General features: G+C 40.0%; 15 protein-coding genes and 1 tRNA gene. 3 read left to right on the top strand and 13 right to left on the bottom strand.

Annotated features, from left to right (window positions below):
- Window positions 1-347: 347 nt before the first annotated feature.
- From D8855_RS06615 to D8855_RS06595, 5 genes are all read right to left on the bottom strand, one after another.
- Entirely contained in the window at window positions 348-860 is a 513-nt protein-coding gene (locus D8855_RS06615) for a GNAT family N-acetyltransferase (RefSeq protein WP_125416632.1), read from the bottom strand.
- Between the two features lie 315 nt (window positions 861-1,175).
- Window positions 1,176-2,006, bottom strand: a complete 831-nt coding sequence (locus D8855_RS06610; protein ID WP_125416630.1) for an energy-coupling factor transporter transmembrane component T family protein — start codon at window positions 2,004-2,006, stop codon at window positions 1,176-1,178.
- A complete protein-coding gene (locus D8855_RS06605) occupies window positions 1,991-3,673 on the bottom strand; it encodes an ABC transporter ATP-binding protein (protein ID WP_125416628.1) in 1,683 nt (560 codons plus the stop codon). Before D8855_RS06605 ends, D8855_RS06610 begins: the two co-directional genes overlap by 16 nt.
- A 167-nt stretch (window positions 3,674-3,840) precedes the next feature.
- A complete protein-coding gene (locus D8855_RS06600) occupies window positions 3,841-4,386 on the bottom strand; it encodes an ECF-type riboflavin transporter substrate-binding protein (RefSeq protein ID WP_125416626.1) in 546 nt (181 codons plus the stop codon).
- Window positions 4,387-4,401: 15 nt separating this feature from the next.
- Window positions 4,402-5,250 carry an SAM hydrolase/SAM-dependent halogenase family protein gene (locus D8855_RS06595; protein ID WP_125416624.1) on the bottom strand — a complete coding sequence of 283 codons (849 nt, stop codon included), beginning with the start codon at window positions 5,248-5,250 and terminating at the stop codon, window positions 4,402-4,404.
- 188 nt (window positions 5,251-5,438) lie between these two features.
- On the opposite strand from D8855_RS06595, the gene trkA reads away from it, so the two are divergent.
- Together trkA and D8855_RS06585 are read left to right on the top strand one after the other, a co-directional pair.
- A complete protein-coding gene (gene trkA, locus D8855_RS06590; protein WP_125416622.1) occupies window positions 5,439-6,788 on the top strand; it encodes a Trk system potassium transporter TrkA in 1,350 nt (449 codons plus the stop codon).
- 3 nt (window positions 6,789-6,791) lie between these two features.
- Window positions 6,792-8,231 carry a TrkH family potassium uptake protein gene (locus D8855_RS06585; protein WP_033681268.1) on the top strand — a complete coding sequence of 480 codons (1,440 nt, stop codon included), beginning with the start codon at window positions 6,792-6,794 and terminating at the stop codon, window positions 8,229-8,231.
- Between the two features lie 43 nt (window positions 8,232-8,274).
- Here the strand turns inward: D8855_RS06585 and D8855_RS06580 are convergent, their stop codons facing one another.
- The 8 genes from D8855_RS06580 to D8855_RS06545 all read right to left on the bottom strand — a co-directional run bounded on the left by D8855_RS06580 (window position 8,275) and on the right by D8855_RS06545 (window position 17,918).
- Window positions 8,275-9,078: an ABC transporter ATP-binding protein gene (locus tag D8855_RS06580; protein WP_000157661.1), complete on the bottom strand. Its 804-nt coding sequence runs from the start codon at window positions 9,076-9,078 to the stop codon at window positions 8,275-8,277.
- Window positions 9,079-9,090: 12 nt separating this feature from the next.
- Window positions 9,091-9,984, bottom strand: coding sequence for an ABC transporter permease (locus tag D8855_RS06575; RefSeq protein WP_000011439.1), 894 nt, complete (start codon window positions 9,982-9,984; stop codon window positions 9,091-9,093).
- A gap of 11 nt (window positions 9,985-9,995) precedes the next feature.
- A complete protein-coding gene (locus D8855_RS06570; protein WP_024057377.1) occupies window positions 9,996-10,973 on the bottom strand; it encodes an ABC transporter substrate-binding protein in 978 nt (325 codons plus the stop codon).
- Between the two features lie 454 nt (window positions 10,974-11,427).
- Window positions 11,428-12,354, bottom strand: a complete 927-nt coding sequence (locus D8855_RS06565) for an ATP-binding cassette domain-containing protein (protein WP_001291284.1) — start codon at window positions 12,352-12,354, stop codon at window positions 11,428-11,430.
- Between the two features lie 10 nt (window positions 12,355-12,364).
- Window positions 12,365-13,432, bottom strand: a complete 1,068-nt coding sequence (locus D8855_RS06560) for an ABC transporter ATP-binding protein (protein WP_000159550.1) — start codon at window positions 13,430-13,432, stop codon at window positions 12,365-12,367.
- An 8-nt stretch (window positions 13,433-13,440) separates the two neighbouring features.
- The gene (oppC, locus tag D8855_RS06555; protein ID WP_004255894.1) at window positions 13,441-14,367 is read right to left on the bottom strand and encodes an oligopeptide ABC transporter permease OppC; all 927 of its coding nucleotides are present in this window, start codon (window positions 14,365-14,367) and stop codon (window positions 13,441-13,443) included.
- On the bottom strand, window positions 14,367-15,863 hold the full coding sequence (locus D8855_RS06550) for an ABC transporter permease (protein WP_020902008.1): 1,497 nt from the start codon (window positions 15,861-15,863) through the stop codon (window positions 14,367-14,369). Before D8855_RS06550 ends, oppC begins: the two co-directional genes overlap by 1 nt.
- Window positions 15,864-15,929: 66 nt before the next feature.
- Window positions 15,930-17,918: a peptide ABC transporter substrate-binding protein gene (locus D8855_RS06545; RefSeq protein ID WP_000749582.1), complete on the bottom strand. Its 1,989-nt coding sequence runs from the start codon at window positions 17,916-17,918 to the stop codon at window positions 15,930-15,932.
- A gap of 161 nt (window positions 17,919-18,079) precedes the next feature.
- Here D8855_RS06545 and D8855_RS06540 point away from each other — a divergent pair.
- Window positions 18,080-18,150, top strand: a tRNA-Cys gene (locus D8855_RS06540).
- Window positions 18,151-18,319 lie beyond the last annotated feature (169 nt).

Below are 18,319 nucleotides of genomic sequence, written 5' to 3'. Positions count from 1 at the left end.
ATCTTCAACCCCATTCAAACGTCTCACACTAACTTCCACCATAGCGGAACTTAATCTGAAACGCTTTCAGATGAGGGGATTTTGTGCGCTCTTTTTTTCGATTCATTTTGGCTACAGAAGCGATGAAATCAAGCATGATTAAAACCAGTGGAACTTACCCTGACACGGATTTCCACTGGTTTTTAGAATTTTTATCAGACTAACTTCCACTTGGATTAGCGGTGGAACTTAGTTTGGGAATTTACCTTTTTTCAAGCTATTTCCAAGGGTTTCTAGGAGAAAATTCTTAAATATCTGCAAAAATTGCTTACTCTTTTATACCTATCTGTGGACTGGGAATGATGATATTATGACCTCGTTATCTCAAATACTGCTGTATGAACCCACTCATTATGAATTTGTAAGTCATTTTCTATAACCCTACTAAAGGTAAAGCCATTTTTTAAAAGCACCCTCTGAGAGGCTAGATTACCTGTTGCCGTTCCTGCAATGATTCTATTGAAACCATAAGTCGTGAAGGCTTTTTCTAAAACGAGTTTAACCGCTTCGCTGGCATAACCTAAATTGCTAACATTTTCCCCAATCCTATACCCAAGCTCTGCTGTTTTTCGATTATTCTCTAAAACACTTAAATTAATTCTTCCGACCATAGCGCCTTGCGAATCTCTGATAAGATGCATGTAGACATCCCGATTCGTTTGTTCCGTTAACAATTCCCTCGTAATTTCTTTAAAACCTTCTAAATCAAAATAGTTAGCTGGTCTAGGAGATAAATTTCGTTCAAAATACTCTCGATTTTCTTTTTCAAAAGAATAGACGTCTAAACTATTTTCTTCAGACAACAGCTCTAAACTGATCATTACAAATCCTCTCCCATCATTATCTACATTCAAATTTTCTCATGTTTACACAAAGTGAAATTAACACGATTTAAATTAAGTACTTTTACTATTTTATATCGTCTCTACATTATGACACTGAACTTAGTTGAAAATGATTATATTTGAATAACTTTGATTTTGTAGTGTAAATTCTACTATAAAGTATTCAAACTAATTCATATTTTGTCAAAAAGTTTCAAGTATACAATTATTAACTTTATTTCTCATACAATCTATCAATAAAAAGTTATNGAATAATTTCTCTTTACTTATCTAATGAAAACTTTGACAATACTATTTCCAAGGGTTGTAAAATCGTCCGTGATTCTGCAAGATAAGTAGTAAACTAGCTACTAAAAACAAGGCTGCCAAGAGCAAGGTAAGATAATCTCCTTTTTTCAAGGCCTGATAACTATACCAAGTGCGTTTTTTCTCTTTCCCAAAGCGTCGAAGCTCCATGGCGGTTGCGATGGTATCAATGCGTTCTAACGAGCTGAAAATCAGAGGAGTGATAATGCGCAGATTGCCTTTGATTCGTTGCATGAGAGAAGCTTTCTTGGATAATTCCATCCCACGCGCTTCCTGAGACATCTTGATGGTAAAGAATTCTTCCTGCAAATCTGGTATATAGCGCAAGGCCAGGCTGACAGAATAGGCAATCTTATAAGGCACACCGATTTGATTTAAACTGGAAGCAAACTGACTAGGATGGGTTGTCATCAAAAAGATAATCGCTAAAGGAATGGTGCAAAGGTACTTAATAGCCAAATTTAGCAGATAAAAGAGCTCTTGGCTGGTCAGAGTGTAGGCACCAATTCCCTGCCAAATCACACTTCTCTCTCCGTACAGTCCAACCCCATACTCGGGAGAAAAGAGATAGACCATAAAAACGTTTAAAACGGCAAATACCATCGCAAAAACGGCCACAAAGGAAACATCTTTAAAGCGGATTTCTGACAAATAGAGGAGAAAGACCGAAAAGATGGCAATCAGAACAAGCAGTCTGGTATCATAGCTAATCATGGCCGCCAATGATACGAGAATGAAAAAGAGGAGTTTACCAGCGCCTGACAAGCGATGAATCACAGTATCTCTATGCTGGTAACCGATTAATTTAGCTTGCATCCTTCTCTCCTTTCTTTGTAAAATGCCGTTAAAGCAAGTGGATCCACGTCTAGTTTTTTAGCCAAGTTGAAGATTGAAGTTTCTTTTAGATTGGCTTTTACTAACAGCTCAGGATTGCTCAAAAGACTAGCTGGATCAGTATCGGCAATCAATTCCCCATCCACCATGACAAGAGCTCGGTCTGAATAATCCAGCATCAATTGCATATCATGAGTAATCATGACAATGGTATGCCCTTTTTGATGTAACTCTTCGAGAAATTCCATAATCTCAGTATAGTTCTTCTGGTCTTGACCCGCAGTCGGTTCATCTAAGAGAATTATTTCAGCTCCCAAGACCAAAATTGAGGCAATAGTGACACGTTTTTTCTGACCAAATGACAGGGCAGAAATGGGCCAATTACGAAATTCATAGAGACCACAGATTTTCAAAGTTTCATAAACTCTTGTTTCAATTTCCTGCTCGTTCACACCTCGCAAGCGAAGTCCCAGAGCCACTTCATCAAAAATCATGTTGGTTGAAATCATTTGATTGGGATTTTGCAGCACATAGCCTACTCGTTCAGCCCGCTCTGCAACAGAATCTCCTTTTATATCCTGTCCTTCCCACAGATATCGGCCTTCAGTTTGGATAAAGTTACTTAAGGCCTTGGCTAGAGTTGACTTCCCTGCTCCATTTTTCCCGACAATGGCAATCTTTTCGCCCTTTTTAATATCCAGATAAATGGATTTTAAAATCGGTCTATCATCATAAGAAAAAGACAAATCCTCTAATTTAAAGAGTGACTGCAATTCTACGGTTTCTTTTGCCAGTTCATTCTGCAGCTGAACCTGACCTTTTGAGATAGACAAGTTATCCAGATTTGCTAACTGTTCTTCCTTGGCTAAATCCACACCCAATTGACGGAGAGTGGTTAGATAAAGGGGTTCTCGAATTCCATTTTGTGTCAATAAATCAGTCGCCAGTAACTGGTCAGGACTCCCATTAAAGAGGATACGACCATCGTTTATCAAGACAATCCGATCCACAGGTCTATGCAGAACATCCTCCAAACGATGCTCAATAATAAGTGTCGTTGTTCCCTCTTCCTTATGAATCTGATCAATCAATTCGATAATATCCTGACCTGACTTGGGATCTAGATTGGCGAGTGGTTCATCAAACAAGAGAATCGGACTTTCATCAATCAAGACACCAGCCAGACTGACCCGCTGCTTTTGTCCACCTGACAAATCCTGGGGACGCTGAGCTAGTAAAGGGATAAGGTCCAGCTTTTCAGCCCATTTATGAACACGACCTTTCATCTCATCTAGAGCTGTCACGTCATTTTCCAGAGCAAAAGCCAAGTCCTCTGCCACGGACAAGCCGATAAACTGCCCATCTGTATCCTGCAAAACTGTACTGACTAGATGAGATTTATCATAGATACTCATATCAAAGGCTGCTTGCCCCTTGATCAAAAATTCTCCAGACATCTGACCCTTGTAAATATTGGGAATAATTCCATTCAAACACTGACCCAAGGTAGACTTACCTGACCCAGATGGCCCAACAATTAAGACTTTCTCTCCCTTATAAATGGTTAAGTCCACTCCTTGCAAGGTCGGTTCTTGTTGCGTTTCATACTGGAAAGAGAAATCCTTCCACTCAATTATAGCTTCTTTCATCTTACTCTCTTCATTCGCTTCTTAGACTTCTATTTTATCATAAATCTACCCCTTCTTGCAGACTCTTCTCTTAAAAACTTAGCGCCAACAAGATTCCTAGCCTAAATTGCTTACCCGACTAGCCTATAAACAGCAAAAAGACTGGTTGCCCAGCCTTTTCCTTTATGTTAATCCTTTTTCAAACTTCCTGAACGAGTCTGTGTACGTGAATAAGCTATCAAAAGAAGGGTACCTGCGATAGCTACAGTTACTGCATTAGCAATTCCCGCAACAATCCCTTGGGCAAATACTTTTTCTGCTGCTTCTTGATAAATCACAACATCTCCAAGTGGTGCCAAGACACCCCAAACAAGAGCATTTGCAACAATCTGAATGAGGTTAAAGAAGACAATATCCTTCAACTCAAAAACACCCTGTGTTACTCGAATGTATTTTCTAAAGAGTCCGACAGCTAGACCAAAGAGACCACTAGCAATAATCCAAGTCCACCAAAGACCGTAGCCAGCAAGCGAGTCCTTCACTGCATGCCCAATTAAACCAACAAGTAATCCCACTAGAGGGCCAAAAATGATAGATAAGAGGCTCTGTACCGCATACTGAAGCTGGATGCTTGTATTTGGAACGGGTGTCGGAATGCTGATCATCCCGATGACAACAAAGAGCGCAGCTCCAACACCGATAGCAACAACTTGTTTAATTGATTGATTTTTCATCTATATTCTCCTATTTTATGATTCTATTTTCTTTATTTCAATGGTCCAAGATGAACCGACACCCACATTATAGGCCTTGGCAAAGGAACCTTGGTTGATAGCCAGACCTAAACGATAGAGAGAGTTGATGTAAAGGATTGGTTGCCCAATTCTCACATCTGCAAATGATTTGCCATAAACAACCTGATTTTGATAGACCAGCATATCAGCGTGATAGATAGTCACTTCAAAACGGTCACCGAATTCTGGTTCCAGCTTGTAAAATTCTTCTCGCGTGATAGAGGTCCAAAGCGAACCAAAACGCACATCCAGAATATCAATAGCTCCCTTCACCAGATGATCTTCAATGATGGTCTCTACGACTGGAAGCTCTACAATATGGTCTACACTGAGCTCTGGTCCCACTTCCTCAAAAGAAATGTGACCGCTGGCTAGTTTAGCACCAGTATAAGCATAAACATCACGACCGTGGAAAGTATAAGAATGCTCTGTGTTTTGACGTCTATTGGCCACTTCAGAAATCTCACGAATAGCCACAATGCCAACGTGTTTCTTGATAAAAGAAAGCGTTCCATTATCTGGCGTGACAATGTATTGATTTTTTGCAGTCTTAGCAACCACACTCTTACGTTTCGAGCCGACACCTGGATCGACCACCGATACAAAAGTCGTTCCCTCAGGCCAGTAATCCACCGTCTGAAAGAGACGATAGCTCCCCTCAAAAATATTATAAGGCGTGATATCGTGCGTCAAGTGATGGATTTTTAAGGTTGGAGACTCTTCTAAAGCCACTCCAATCATAGCCGATACCGCACCATCTACCAAACCAAAGTCTGATTGTAATACCAGTAAATTATTATTCATTTTATCTCCTTGTATATCCTTTATCATACCATATTTCAGAGAAAGGTGCTAATAGCTATTTCAATTGATTAGGGTATAGTTTTACCTTATAGCAAATTTCCTACTAAAAACTCTGGTGATTAGCTAGTAGGTGCATTTTTTCTTGAAAAAAGGTATGATAGTTACATAATGAAGAAGTAGGTTTTATTATGAAAATTATCCTTGTCGGAGGGGGAAAAGTTGGTTCTGCCCTCTGTCGCTCCTTGGTTGCAGAAAAGCATGATGTTTTGCTGATTGAGCAAGACGAAACTGTCCTCAATCATATTGTCAATCGCTTTGATATCATGGGTATCCTTGGTAACGGGGCCGATTTTACCATCCTTGAGCAAGCCAGTGTCCAGGATTGTGATATCTTTATCGCCCTGACTGAATACGATGAAGTCAACATGATTGCAGCCGTTCTAGCCAAAAAAATGGGAGCTAAAGAGACCATCGTTCGGGTGCGGAACCCTGAATATTCTAACTCTTATTTCAAGGAAAAGAATATTCTCGGTTTTTCTCTTATCGTTAACCCTGAGCTCTTGGCTGCCCGCGCTATTGCCAACATCATTGACTTCCCCAACGCCCTATCTGTCGAACGTTTCTTTGGTGGACGGGTAAGCTTGATGGAATTCACTGTTAAATCCTCCAGCGGTCTTTGCCAAATGCCCATTTCTGATTTTCGGAAAAAATTTGGCAATGTCATTGTCTGTGCGATAGAGAGGGATCATCAAATTATCATTCCAAGCGGTGACATGACTGTACAGGATAAAGATAGAATCTTTGTCACTGGTAACCGTGTTGACATGATGCTCTTCCATAATTATTTCAAGTCTCGTGCCGTGAAGAGTCTTCTTATTGTTGGCGCAGGTAGAATTGCTTATTATCTTCTAGGTATTCTCAAAGACAGTCGTATCGATACCAAGGTTATTGAAATCAATCCTGAAATCGCCAGCTTCTTTAGCGAGAAATTCCCAAATCTCTACATCGTTCAAGGAGATGGTACCGCAAAAGATATCCTGCTGGAAGAAAGTGCTCAAAACTATGATGCCGTTGCAACTCTAACAGGGGTCGATGAGGAAAATCTGATTACCTCTATGTTCCTTGACAGGGTAGGTGTACAAAAAAATATCACCAAGGTCAATCGTACCAGTCTCCTCGAGATTATCAATGCACCTGATTTTTCAAGTATCATCACACCTAAAAGCATCGCTGTAGATACAATCATGCACTTTATTCGTGGTCGGGTTAATGCCCAGTATTCAGACCTTCAGGCCATGCACCATCTAGCCAATGGCCAAATCGAAACCCTGCAATTCCATATCAAGGAAGCTAATAAGATGACTGCCAAACCTCTTTCTCAACTGAAATTGAAAAAAGGGGTTCTGATTGCAGCTATCATTCGAAAGGGCAAGACTATTTTCCCAACTGGGGAGGATATGCTGGAAGTTGGAGACAAGCTCCTAGTAACAACCCTGTTGCCAAACATCACCAAGATTTATGACTTGATTGCGAGGTAAGTAATGAATAAAAGTATGATTCGCTACCTCCTTTCAAAATTACTTTTGATTGAAGCTGTTCTTCTTTTGGTTCCTGTAGTTGTTGCTCTCTATTACCGTGAATCGAGCCAAGTCTTTACAGCCCTCTTTTCAACAATAGGGATTCTCGTATTACTAGGCGGTTCAGGAATTTTACAAAAGCCAAAAAATCAACGGATTTATGCCAAGGAGGGAGTCTTGATTGTTGCCCTCTGTTGGATCCTTTGGTCTTTCTTTGGCGGTCTCCCCTTTGTTTTTGCTGGGCAAATTCCCAGCGTTATCGATGCCTTTTTTGAAATCAGCTCTGGCTTTACAACTACTGGAGCAACTATTCTGAACGACGTTTCGGTCCTCAGTCGCTCCCTCCTCTTCTGGCGAAGTTTTACCCACTTGATTGGAGGGATGGGAGTGCTTGTTTTTGCACTTGCTATTATGGATAATGCCAAGAATAGTCACCTAGAAGTGATGAAGGCTGAGGTTCCTGGCCCTGTTTTTGGTAAAGTAGTATCCAAACTAAAAAACACTGCCCAGATTCTCTATCTCCTTTATCTAGCTCTCTTCTCCCTCTTTGTCATCATCTATTATCTGGCTGGCATGCCCCTATTTGATAGTTTTGTCATTGCCATGGGAACAGCAGGTACAGGAGGTTTTACAGTCTATAACGATGGAATTGCTCACTATGGTAGCTCACTGATTACCTATCTGGTTAGTATCGGGGTTTTGGTTTTTGGGGTAAATTTCAATCTCTACTACTACCTCATGCTCCGTCGCGTCAAAGCCTTCTTTGGTGACGAAGAACTTCGGGCTTACTTGGTCATCGTGCTGGTTTCGACAGGCTTGATTAGCCTCAATACCCTCTATCTCTACTCAGGATTTTCCAAGAGCTTTGAAATGGCCTTCTTCCAGGTTTCCAATATCATTACAACGACTGGTTTTGGTTACGGAGATATTACCAACTGGCCCCTCTTCTCCCAGTTTATCCTTCTCTTCCTCATGGGTATCGGTGGCTCTGCTGGTTCAACCGCAGGTGGACTCAAGGTTATTCGAGGTCTTATCCTTTCAAAAATTGCTAAAAATCAGATTTTGTCAATCCTATCGCCCCACCGTGTTTTGACCCTCCATGTTAATAAAACAGTGATTGACAAAGATACCCAGCATAAGATTCTCAAGTACTTTGTCATCTATTCTATGATTTTGCTATCCCTTATCTTTATTGTCAGCCTAGATAGCAATGATTTTCTGGTTGTGACCAGCGCTGTCTTTAGCTGTTTCAATAATATTGGGCCTATCCTAGGAACCACTTCTAGTTTCTCAATCTTTAGTCCTATCTCAAAAATTCTCCTCTCCTTTGCAATGATTGCAGGCCGCTTGGAGATATACCCAATCCTACTTCTCTTTATGAAGAGAACTTGGTCTAAGAGATAAAATACAACCACACCTTGTGTCTTACAAAGTGTGGTGTTTTTCTTTATCCCAGAACCAATTCATCACTGACTAGACTTTGGCCACTATTTTTCTGGAAGAGATGCATGAGATCTTCAACTGTCAGATGCTTTTTCTCCTCTCCCTTGACATCCACCACTATCTTGCCTTGATAGAGCATAATGAGACGATTACCATACTCAATCGCATGGTTCATATCATGGGTAATCATCAAAGTCGTCAACTGATGGTGTTCCACAATCTTTTGCGTCAAATCCATCACCATTTGACTAGTTTTTGGATCAAGGGCCGCAGTATGTTCATCCAAAAGCAAAAGTTTGGGTTTCACCAGAGCTGCCATGACTAGGGTCAAGGCCTGTCTTTGTCCTCCTGAGAGATATTGAGTATCTACTTTCAAGCGATTTTCAAGGCCAATATTCAGCTCTTTCAAGGCCTCTTGGAACTGGATTCTATCCTTCTCCTTCACTCCCCAACCAAGCCCTCTCTTCTGCCCGCGTCTCAAGGCAATAGCCATATTCTCCTCAATCGTCAAACGAGAAGCTGTTCCCATCTTAGGATCTTGAAAAACACGGGCGATATCCTTGGCTCTCTTTCTTACACTCAGATTTTTAATGGATTTACCTGCCAATAAAAGGTCCCCTTCATCCACCGATAGATTGCCAGCCAAGATATTCATCAAAGTGGATTTCCCTGCTCCATTTCCACCAATCACAGAGATAAAATCTCCCTCTTCAACTTCTAAATCTAATCCTTTGAGGACATGGTTCTCATTGACCGTCCCTGCTTCAAATGTTTTGTGAATATTTTCAAGTGTTAACAAACTTGCCATAACTTTCTCCTCCTATTCATTTCTCAATTTCAGACCACGAATCTTTAATCTCTTTTGCAATTCTGGTGCAAATAAAACTAAGGCGAGCAAAATTGCATTAAAGAGACGTACCAAGTTTTGATCTAGATTTGGAATTTCATAGATATTTAAAATAATCAAACGGTAAACAATAGCACCGATTCCGATGGATAACAAGCGACCTCCAATGGTCAAGTCGTGTATCAAAACTTCTGCAATAATAACTGCACTCAAACCAACAACGATGGTTCCTGTCCCAGAGGTTACGTCTGAAAATCCATCATTTTGAGCGAACAAGGAACCACACAGGGCAATCAAACCATTTGAAATCATGTAACCAACAATCTTCATGGTGTCTACATTGACCCCATTAGCCTCACTCATCGGAATATTGTCCCCAGTCGAACGCAAGACCAATCCAATCTCCGTTTTCATCAAAAGAGTCAAGACCAAACAAACAAGTAGGAGACAGGCCAAACTGAATGAGAAAACAGCTTCTTCATTTGTCAGCCCCAAGCTCGCCAATTGTTTAAAGACAGTTGAAGAATCTCCCAAGGAAAGGTTGGGCACACTGCCCATGATTTTAATATTGATTGAATAAAGCCCTGTCAAGGTCACAATCCCTGTCAAGAGAGCTGGGATTTTCATCTTGGTGTGGAGCATTCCTGATACAAGACCAGCTACCATACCTGCCAGCAAAGCAAGTAAGGTCGCAATCCAAGGATTTGTCCCTGCCTGTATCTGCGATACAACGACAGCTGCCCCCAAAGGAAAGGCTCCTTCAGCAGTCATATCCGCAATATCCAAAATACGGAAAGTCAAGTAAACTCCAATGGCCATAATCGACCACAACAAACCTTCTGATAAACTAGATAATACAAAACTCATCTTAAACCTCCCTATTCCTTGCTTTCCAACTTACTAATATCAATTCCTAGTGCATCTGCCATTTCTTGATTGGTATGCAATTCCAGTTTTTCAGGCAACTCAACTGCTATATTTTCTGGTTTCTCACCTTTTAAGACACGAATCAACATGCGGGCTGTCTGCCGTCCCAATTCTTCATAATTGGTACCGTAGTTATACAAACCACCAACCGCAATCATTTCCGTTGAGCCACCGAATACTGGAACCTTGTGTTTAATAGAAACCTGCTTAACTGTTTCCATGGTTGACGAAATGATATTGTCCGTTGGTACAAAAACCATATCCACTTCTGCCATCAAACTCTCTGCTGCCGCTTTGACATTGTTACTGTCCAAGATTGTTTTTTCAACAACGGTAAAGCCTTTTTCTTCCAGAAGTCGCTTAGCTTCATCCTTTTGGACAACTGAGTTTGGCTCGCTCTGAGTATAGAGGATTCCAATTGTTTTAGCTTTTGGCAACACTTTCTTTATCAAATTGATTTGGGTTGAGATAGCATCTGATGACTGATCACTTGTTCCAGTTACATTGCCCCCAGGATGCTCTCTTGACTCTACCAACTTGGCACTGACAGGGTCTGTTACAGCTGAAAAGATAACCGGTGTCGTTTGTGTTGTATTAGCCAAGCTCTGAGCAGAAGGCGTTGCGATAGCTAGAACGACATCACTAGATTCTGCTAGTTGCTGGGAAATCGTTTTTAGGTTTCGTTGTTCTCCCTGTGCATTTTGCAAATCAATCTCGATATTTTTCCCTTCAGCATAGCCTTGCTTGGCAAGCTCATCCACAAACCCTTCTCTAGTAGCGTCTAAGGACTGGTGGGTAATAAATTGCGAAATACCGATACGAAACACATCTTTTTTCTTATCTGCCTTCAACTGATGCAAACTAATCAGAGAGGTCAAGAGAATCCCCACTACCAAGAGAGGGGCTAGTAATTTTCGAACAACTTTCATAATGAAACTCCTTCTCAGAAAAGATAAAACAAAAAACCGCCTAGATAATATCTAAACGGATGCTTGAAATAAGCTAACAAGTTACAACTTAGCTAGTCCATTTAGATATTCATCTATATGGACCACAATCAAAAATCTTAGCCACATAGATACAAACAAATTGCTTGAACTGTTTGCATCCATGGTGACATGTCTACAAACACTATCTAAAGTAGCTAAAGTAAAAGTTTTGATTCATCGTTACAGCTTGTCTCTTATTCATTTCTTTTTCTGCTTTCTTTTTTGATGTTTCCTATCTTACCACCTTTTTCATCAGCTGTCAAGAATATTTCAGAATTTTTTAAAATTTTTCGAAAATTCTTTCAGGATACTTTCAAAGATTTTTTCAAATCAGTCCAACAAAAAAAGGTTTATAATTCCCATAAAAATTGATATGGAAATTATAAAACCATTATTAGTTTAACCCTTGTTGGTAACGCGCTAATTCGGCTTGGTTAGCCCAAACATAGTGACCTGGACGGATTTCTACCATAGATGGCTTATCAGTCTCATAGTCGTGTTGACTTGGGTCGTAAACCTTCAAGACCTTCTTACGTTCCAAGATTGGATCTGGGATTGGTACCGCTGAAAGCAAGGCTTGAGTATATGGATGAATTGGATTGTTAAACAATTCTTCTGTTTCTGCAACCTCTACAATAACACCCTTGTAAATAACTGCGATACGATCTGAAATAAAGCGAACGACAGACAAGTCATGGGCGATGAAGAGATAGGTCAAACCAAGTTCTTTTTGGAATTTTTTGAGCAAGTTCAAGACTTGAGCACGCACAGAAACGTCCAAGGCTGAAATGGGCTCATCCGCAATAACAAAGTCTGGTTGCATGACCAAGGCACGGGCAATACCGATACGTTGACGTTGACCACCTGAGAATTCATGAGGGTAACGAGTCAAGTGCTCAGCAAGAAGCCCCACTTCACGGATAATATTTTTAACTTTCTCTTTACGTTCTTCTTCATCCTTGAACAGATGATGATTGTAAAGACCTTCAGAAATAATATAATCAACAGTCGCACGTTCATTCAAACTTGCGGCAGGATCTTGAAAAATCATCTGGATACGACGAATCAATTCTGCAGCTTGTTCACGCGATTTCTTACCATTAATCTTTTGACCATCAAAAATGATATCCCCATTACTTGTATCATTAAGACCGATGATGGCACGACCAATAGTTGTTTTCCCACTACCTGACTCACCTACAAGCGAGAAAGTTTCTCCCTTGTTGATAAAGAAGTTAGCATTTTTAACTGCGACAAACTTCTTACTTCCTTCACCGAAGGAAATTTCTAAATCTTTGATTTCTACTAATTTTTCAGACATTTCCTTCCTCCTAGTCAGCCAGATGGGCAAATCCCATTTTTTCACGAATCTTATCATGGAGATTTGCAATCACAGCTGGTTTTTCTACTTTTGGAGCATCCTCATGAAGTAGCCAAGTTTTAGCCCAATGTGTCTCTGATACTGAGAATTGAGGAGCTTTTTGTTCGAAGTCAATTTGCATTGCATAGTCAGAACGCAAGGCAAAGGCATCCCCTTTCAGGTCAGTATAAAGTGACGGAGGTGTTCCTGGGATTGAGTAAAGATCCCCTTTATCATCAGCAAGCTGAGGCAAGCTAGACAAGAGACTCCATGTATATGGATGGCGAGGGTCATAGAAGACTTCCTCAACAGTTCCATACTCAACGATTTCTCCTGCATACATAACCGCTACCTTATCTGCAATACTTGCCACCACACCAAGGTCGTGGGTGATAAAGATTGTTGTGAAATGGTACTCGTTTTGTAAAGATTTCAACAAATCAATAATCTGAGCTTGGATGGTCACATCCAAGGCAGTCGTTGGCTCATCACAAATCAAGACATCAGGTCGGCAGGCAAGAGCAATCGCAATAACGATACGTTGACGCATTCCTCCAGAATATTGGAATGGGTATTCATCAAAACGTCTATCTGCATCTGGAATCCCAACCTTATTCATGTAGTCAATGGCCAATTCTTTCGCTTCTTTAGCTGTTTTTCCTTGGTGTTTTACAATAACTTCTGTAATCTGACTACCAATTGTTTTAATTGGGTCCAAACTAGTCATTGGATCTTGGAAGATAGTCGCAATCTTAGCGCCACGAATTTGTTCCCAATCCTTGTGAGAAGATAAAGCTGTCAAATCTTGACCACGGTAGTCAATGCTACCTTGGGCAATGCGACCATTTTCTTCAAGCATACCTGTGAAAGTCTTTGTCAAAACAGATTTTCCTGATCCTGACTCACCTACCAAGGCTAATACTTCTCCTTCAACTAGTTCAAGGGAAACGCCGCGAATGGCTGTCAATACTTTGTCACGAACGTCAAATTCCACGACAATATCGCGAGCAGTCAAAATTACATTTTTTTCTTTTGTCATTTCTACTCCTATCTATGTGTACGTGGATCACTAGCATCCGCTAAGTTTTGACCAACTACGAAAAGGGATAAGGATACCAAGACAAGAGTTGTCAATGGAATCCAGAAGAGGTATGCATTTGTCGTTACGTTCTGAGAGTAATCTGAAATCAAACGACCTAAACTTGGAACTGTAATCGGCAATCCAAGTCCAAAGAATGAAAGGAAAGCTTCGTATGAGATAAAGGCTGGAAGCATTTGAGATGTCGTCGTAACGATAACAGATACCAATTGTGGCATAATGTTTTTTACAACAATCTTAAAGGTTGGTGTTCCAAGTGTACGTGAAGCAAGGTTATACTCCAAGTCACGATAACGCATGATCTGAATACGAATTGAGTAAGCAATACCAATCCAAGTAGTCACACTCATAGCAAAAATCAGATTCCAGAATCCAGCTCCGATTGAGTAAGTCAAGACAATGACAATCAAAAGAGATGGGATGTTTGAGATGACATTATAAACTTCCATCATCACACGGTCAACTGATTTTGAAATTCCCCAAATACCACCGACAAAAACACCGATAACCAAGTTAATCACTGTCGCAATCACAGAAATGAGGATAGAGTTACGAGCTCCGAACCAGACACCGTCAAAGAGAGATTTACCGTTACTGTCTGTACCGAACCAATGCTCAGCATTTGGCTTGATATAACGAGCACTAAAGTCGTTTACTTTGCTGACATCATTGAAATCAAACTTAGAAAACATTGGGTAGATGAAACTCATCAAAATGATAGCTACCAAGATTCCCAACATGACTACAGTTGATTTCTTCTTCATAAATTGTCTAAACACTGAGCCCCAGTATGAATAGGCTGGCGCATCAATGGCTTCAGAGGCAAAATCGTCACGTTTTACGAACTGAAATTTTTCTTTATCGATTGTAGACATTATTTGCCTCCTTTCTCAGTCAATTTAATACGTGGGTCAATAATAGTCATCCAAATATCTCCCAAAAGAAGTGAGAAGATAGAAATACATGTAAAGATGAAGACAAGACCTACGACCATAGAGTTATTAGATGCTTTTACAGAGTCAATCAACATTTTACCCATACCTGGGAAAGCGAAGACTGTTTCAGTAAGGGTTGCACCACCGATAACCCCGATAACAGCACCAGGAATTCCTGAAACCAGCGGAACCATGGCATTTTTAAAGATGTGTTTGTTTGAAATTTCTTTTTCAGACAAACCTTTTGCACGAGCAAAACGAACAAAGTCCTGTGATTGCAAGTCAATCATGTAACGACGAATCCAAATAGCTGTACCAGGAGCACCCAATAAACCAAGGATAACTGCTGGTAAAACATACGAACGCCAATCTCCAGCACCCAAGATAGGGAATGAATCTGGAAGACCAATTGATGATCCAATCAAACGAACAATGTAAACCAAGGCAATGGTTGGAAGGGCCATCAAGAAGGTCAAAAACCCTGTTGAGAAGCTATCAATCCAAGTATTCTTGAAGCGAGCCATAGCTGAACCAAGTGGCACGGCAATCGCATAAGAAATCACCAAACCAATCAATCCAACGACTGCAGAGCTAGCAATCATAGAAGGATATTGGTAGTTGCTTTCAGTTGCAGTATATGGGTCATCTTTCCCATAGTTAGCTACTTCACGAGAATCAGCCTGACTAGGCGATTTGTAGGTTCTTGAGTAGATATTAACTGAAGATGTTTTCTTACCAGTTGGGAATTGCACTTCTGATGTCTTAGTTTGACCTTGTCCTTGTGTGATAACTTGAAGCACAGGAGTATTAGCATAAGTTGGATATGAATCACCCAAATTCAAGTTCACAAAGTTTTGGTGAACAAATGGGAACTGACTATTGAAGTACAAGAGGTACTTGTGTTTAGTCCCTGAACCTACCAGAGACCAGCCGATAGCGGGATCATTTTCAAAACGCAAATAACGCTCCAAATTTGGATTTTCTGGGTCCTGAATCTTGTTTGTGTGGTCGATATCAAGCAAGTTTGCATAGAATTTAAACACACGTTCAAAAATTGGAATTTCACGTGTAGCGTAGAATTGGCCACTTTCAGTAAATTCTCCCAGGGTCCAACCATGACCGATTTGTTTGATGTATTTTTCATAGATAGCCTTGTTGGTATCATTGGCTTCAACTGTTACAGAAGCATCCATCTGGCTAGCTTTTTCTTGCAACTCTTTGGTATCGTAGTACTCGATATAGCCCATACGCTCATAAACGGTATTCTCATAGTTATCACGTTTATCAGCAGTTGTAGCAATCTTGTTATAGTTGGTATCCTGTTTGAAAATCAATTTTCGAGGAACCATTGTATAGATAATCGTGTAAGTCAAGGTTGTTACTAAGAAGATAGAAACCAATGACCGCAAAACACGCATAAAAATATATTTTTTCATATCATTTCCTTTAAAAATCCCAAAAGAACCTTCTCCTCATGGAGAGAAAGTTCTATTGAAAATTATTTACTTCACATGACTTGCCAATTCTTTTTGAGCTTTCTCGTTTGACTCAGTCTTTTCTTTCAACCATTTTTCACGAGCTTTTTCATACTCTTCTTTGGTGATTGCTTTTTCACCAACTTCAGTGTACTTCAAGTATCCTGAATTTTCACCTTTAAGGCCGGCTACTGAATATGAAGAGCTAAATGGTAGAACTTTTGAAACATATGAAACGGCTGTTTCTTTTGGAGAAGCCATTACTGGAATTGTCAAAGCATTGTCAGTCAACCAAGCTTGTGCCACCGCGTATTTTTCATAACGTTTTTGAACATCTTGGTTTTCGCTGTTTGCGTCATCAAGTAATTTTCCATAGTCAGCTAAACCAAGTTTGCTTACTACTGATGCATCTGTGTTTTGGTCAATACCAAGGTAAAGACGAGTGCTTCCTCCCTTAAGGACGAATTGATCCAAGAAAGTAGAAGGATCTTGATAGTCAGGGTTCCATCCTAGCAAGGTATGGATATCCCAGTCTTGCTCTTTAGCTGTTGGAGCGCTAAATGAAATTGGTAAAGCTTCTGCTTGAGTCATTTGTTGTAAGTCTACAACAACATTATCTGAACCCAATACTTTTTCAATTGATTGTTTCAATGATTGAACACGGTTTACAACCGCTGTTGATTCTTGAATAACCAAGGCATCCAAGTGGATTGGGAACTCAACACCTTCAGCTTGTAGGCTTGATTTAGCTTTAGCAAAGACTTCTTTCGCTTTTTCTTCATTGTAAAGTCCATTTTGAGAATCTGCTAGAGACACGTTTGACCAAGTAGAAGAATTTGTCTTAGCCAAGCTATCTTGTACCAATTCACCAAATGTTTTCTTACCAACTTGAAGATTATAAGGTGCAAATGTATTACGGATAGCTACTGCAGCTCCATCAGTACCATTTGTTTGAGCTGAGTAAGAATTGCGATCGACAGCAAAGTTCAAGGCTTGACGGAATTCCTTGTTTAGCAATGCTTTCTGAGTAGATGTCTTTTGGGCATCACTTGTTTTGGCAGTGTGATTATACGTTGTACGGCCATAGTTCAAGCTGACAGTTGCAACACCCGCTCCTGGTTCATTAAAGTAAATGTTATCTTTAAAGTCAGCTGCATATTTTTCATATGTAGAACTTGTAGGGAAGATACGCGCCTTGCTATATTGACCATCAGCAAAACCTTTGGCAATCACATCTTGGTCCTTACCATCCCAGAAAGTGAACTTAACGTTCTCAATTTTTACATTTTCTTTGTCCCAGTAAGCATCATTTTTAGCCATCTCGATAGATGATTTTGGAGTTACAGACTTCAAGACAAATGGACCGTTATAAAGAATAGAGTTAGCATCTGTTGGGGCACCAAAACCTTCCCCTTTTGAAGTTAAGAATTCTTCATTAACCGGCATCAAAACACCACTAGTTGTCTTGTCATTCCAGAAAGTTTCTGGCTGGTTCAAGGTATATTCTAGTGTTTGATCATCAAGTGCTTTTACTCCAACGGTTGAAAAATCACTTGTTTCACCCTTGATATAGGCTTCTAATCCCTTAATAGAAGAGCTAACGATTGAAAGTCCTTTTGATTTTCCATCTACGGCGTGTTTCAAACCAGTAACGAAGTCTTTAGCAGTTACAGGAGCATATTCTTCTCCCTCTGCTGTCACCCATTTAGCATCCTTACGGATTTTATAGGTATAAGTCAAACCATCTTTTGAAACTGTCCATGATTCAGCGATAGAAGGAACCAGATTACCATATTTATCATTAGCCAACAAACCATCTACAGCATTTGTTGTGACGAATGATGTAGAATCGATATTGCTGACGATATAATCCAAAGTTTCTGGATCTGTTTGATAAACATATTGGTAATCTTTTGCTAGTTTAGCATTATTTGAACTAGTGTTTGAACACGCAGCTAGAACTCCTGACGCTAATAAGGTAGCTCCCGCTACAGCAAGCACTTGACTTTTTTTCATTTATTTACTCCTCTTATAAATAAAGTATAGGTTATCATCAATTATATCATAGATTTCAAGAAAAGTAAACGAATTTTCAGAATATTTAGGCTTATTGACACAAAAAAACTAAAAAAGCTATTGACTGAAAATCATTTTCAAGGTATAATAATAAACGTTAAGGCGGTATAGCCAAGTGGTAAGGCACGGCTCTGCAAAAGCTTGATCGTCGGTTCAAATCCGTCTACCGCCTTCTATAACTTGATTTTTCAGGTTTCATTTAAACAGAAAGCCCAGTTTAAAGGGCTTTTTTTATTTTCTTCGGATAAATACATATAACTTACAAAAACTTTTGGGGTGAATTTGGGCCAGACTTCTTTTTAGGAGACAATCTTTTGATACTCAATGAAAATCAAAGAGCA

This window comes from Streptococcus mitis (genome assembly GCF_003942685.1).
Lineage (GTDB): Bacteria > Bacillota > Bacilli > Lactobacillales > Streptococcaceae > Streptococcus > Streptococcus mitis_CD.
This window is presented reverse-complemented; position numbering and strand designations above follow the sequence as displayed.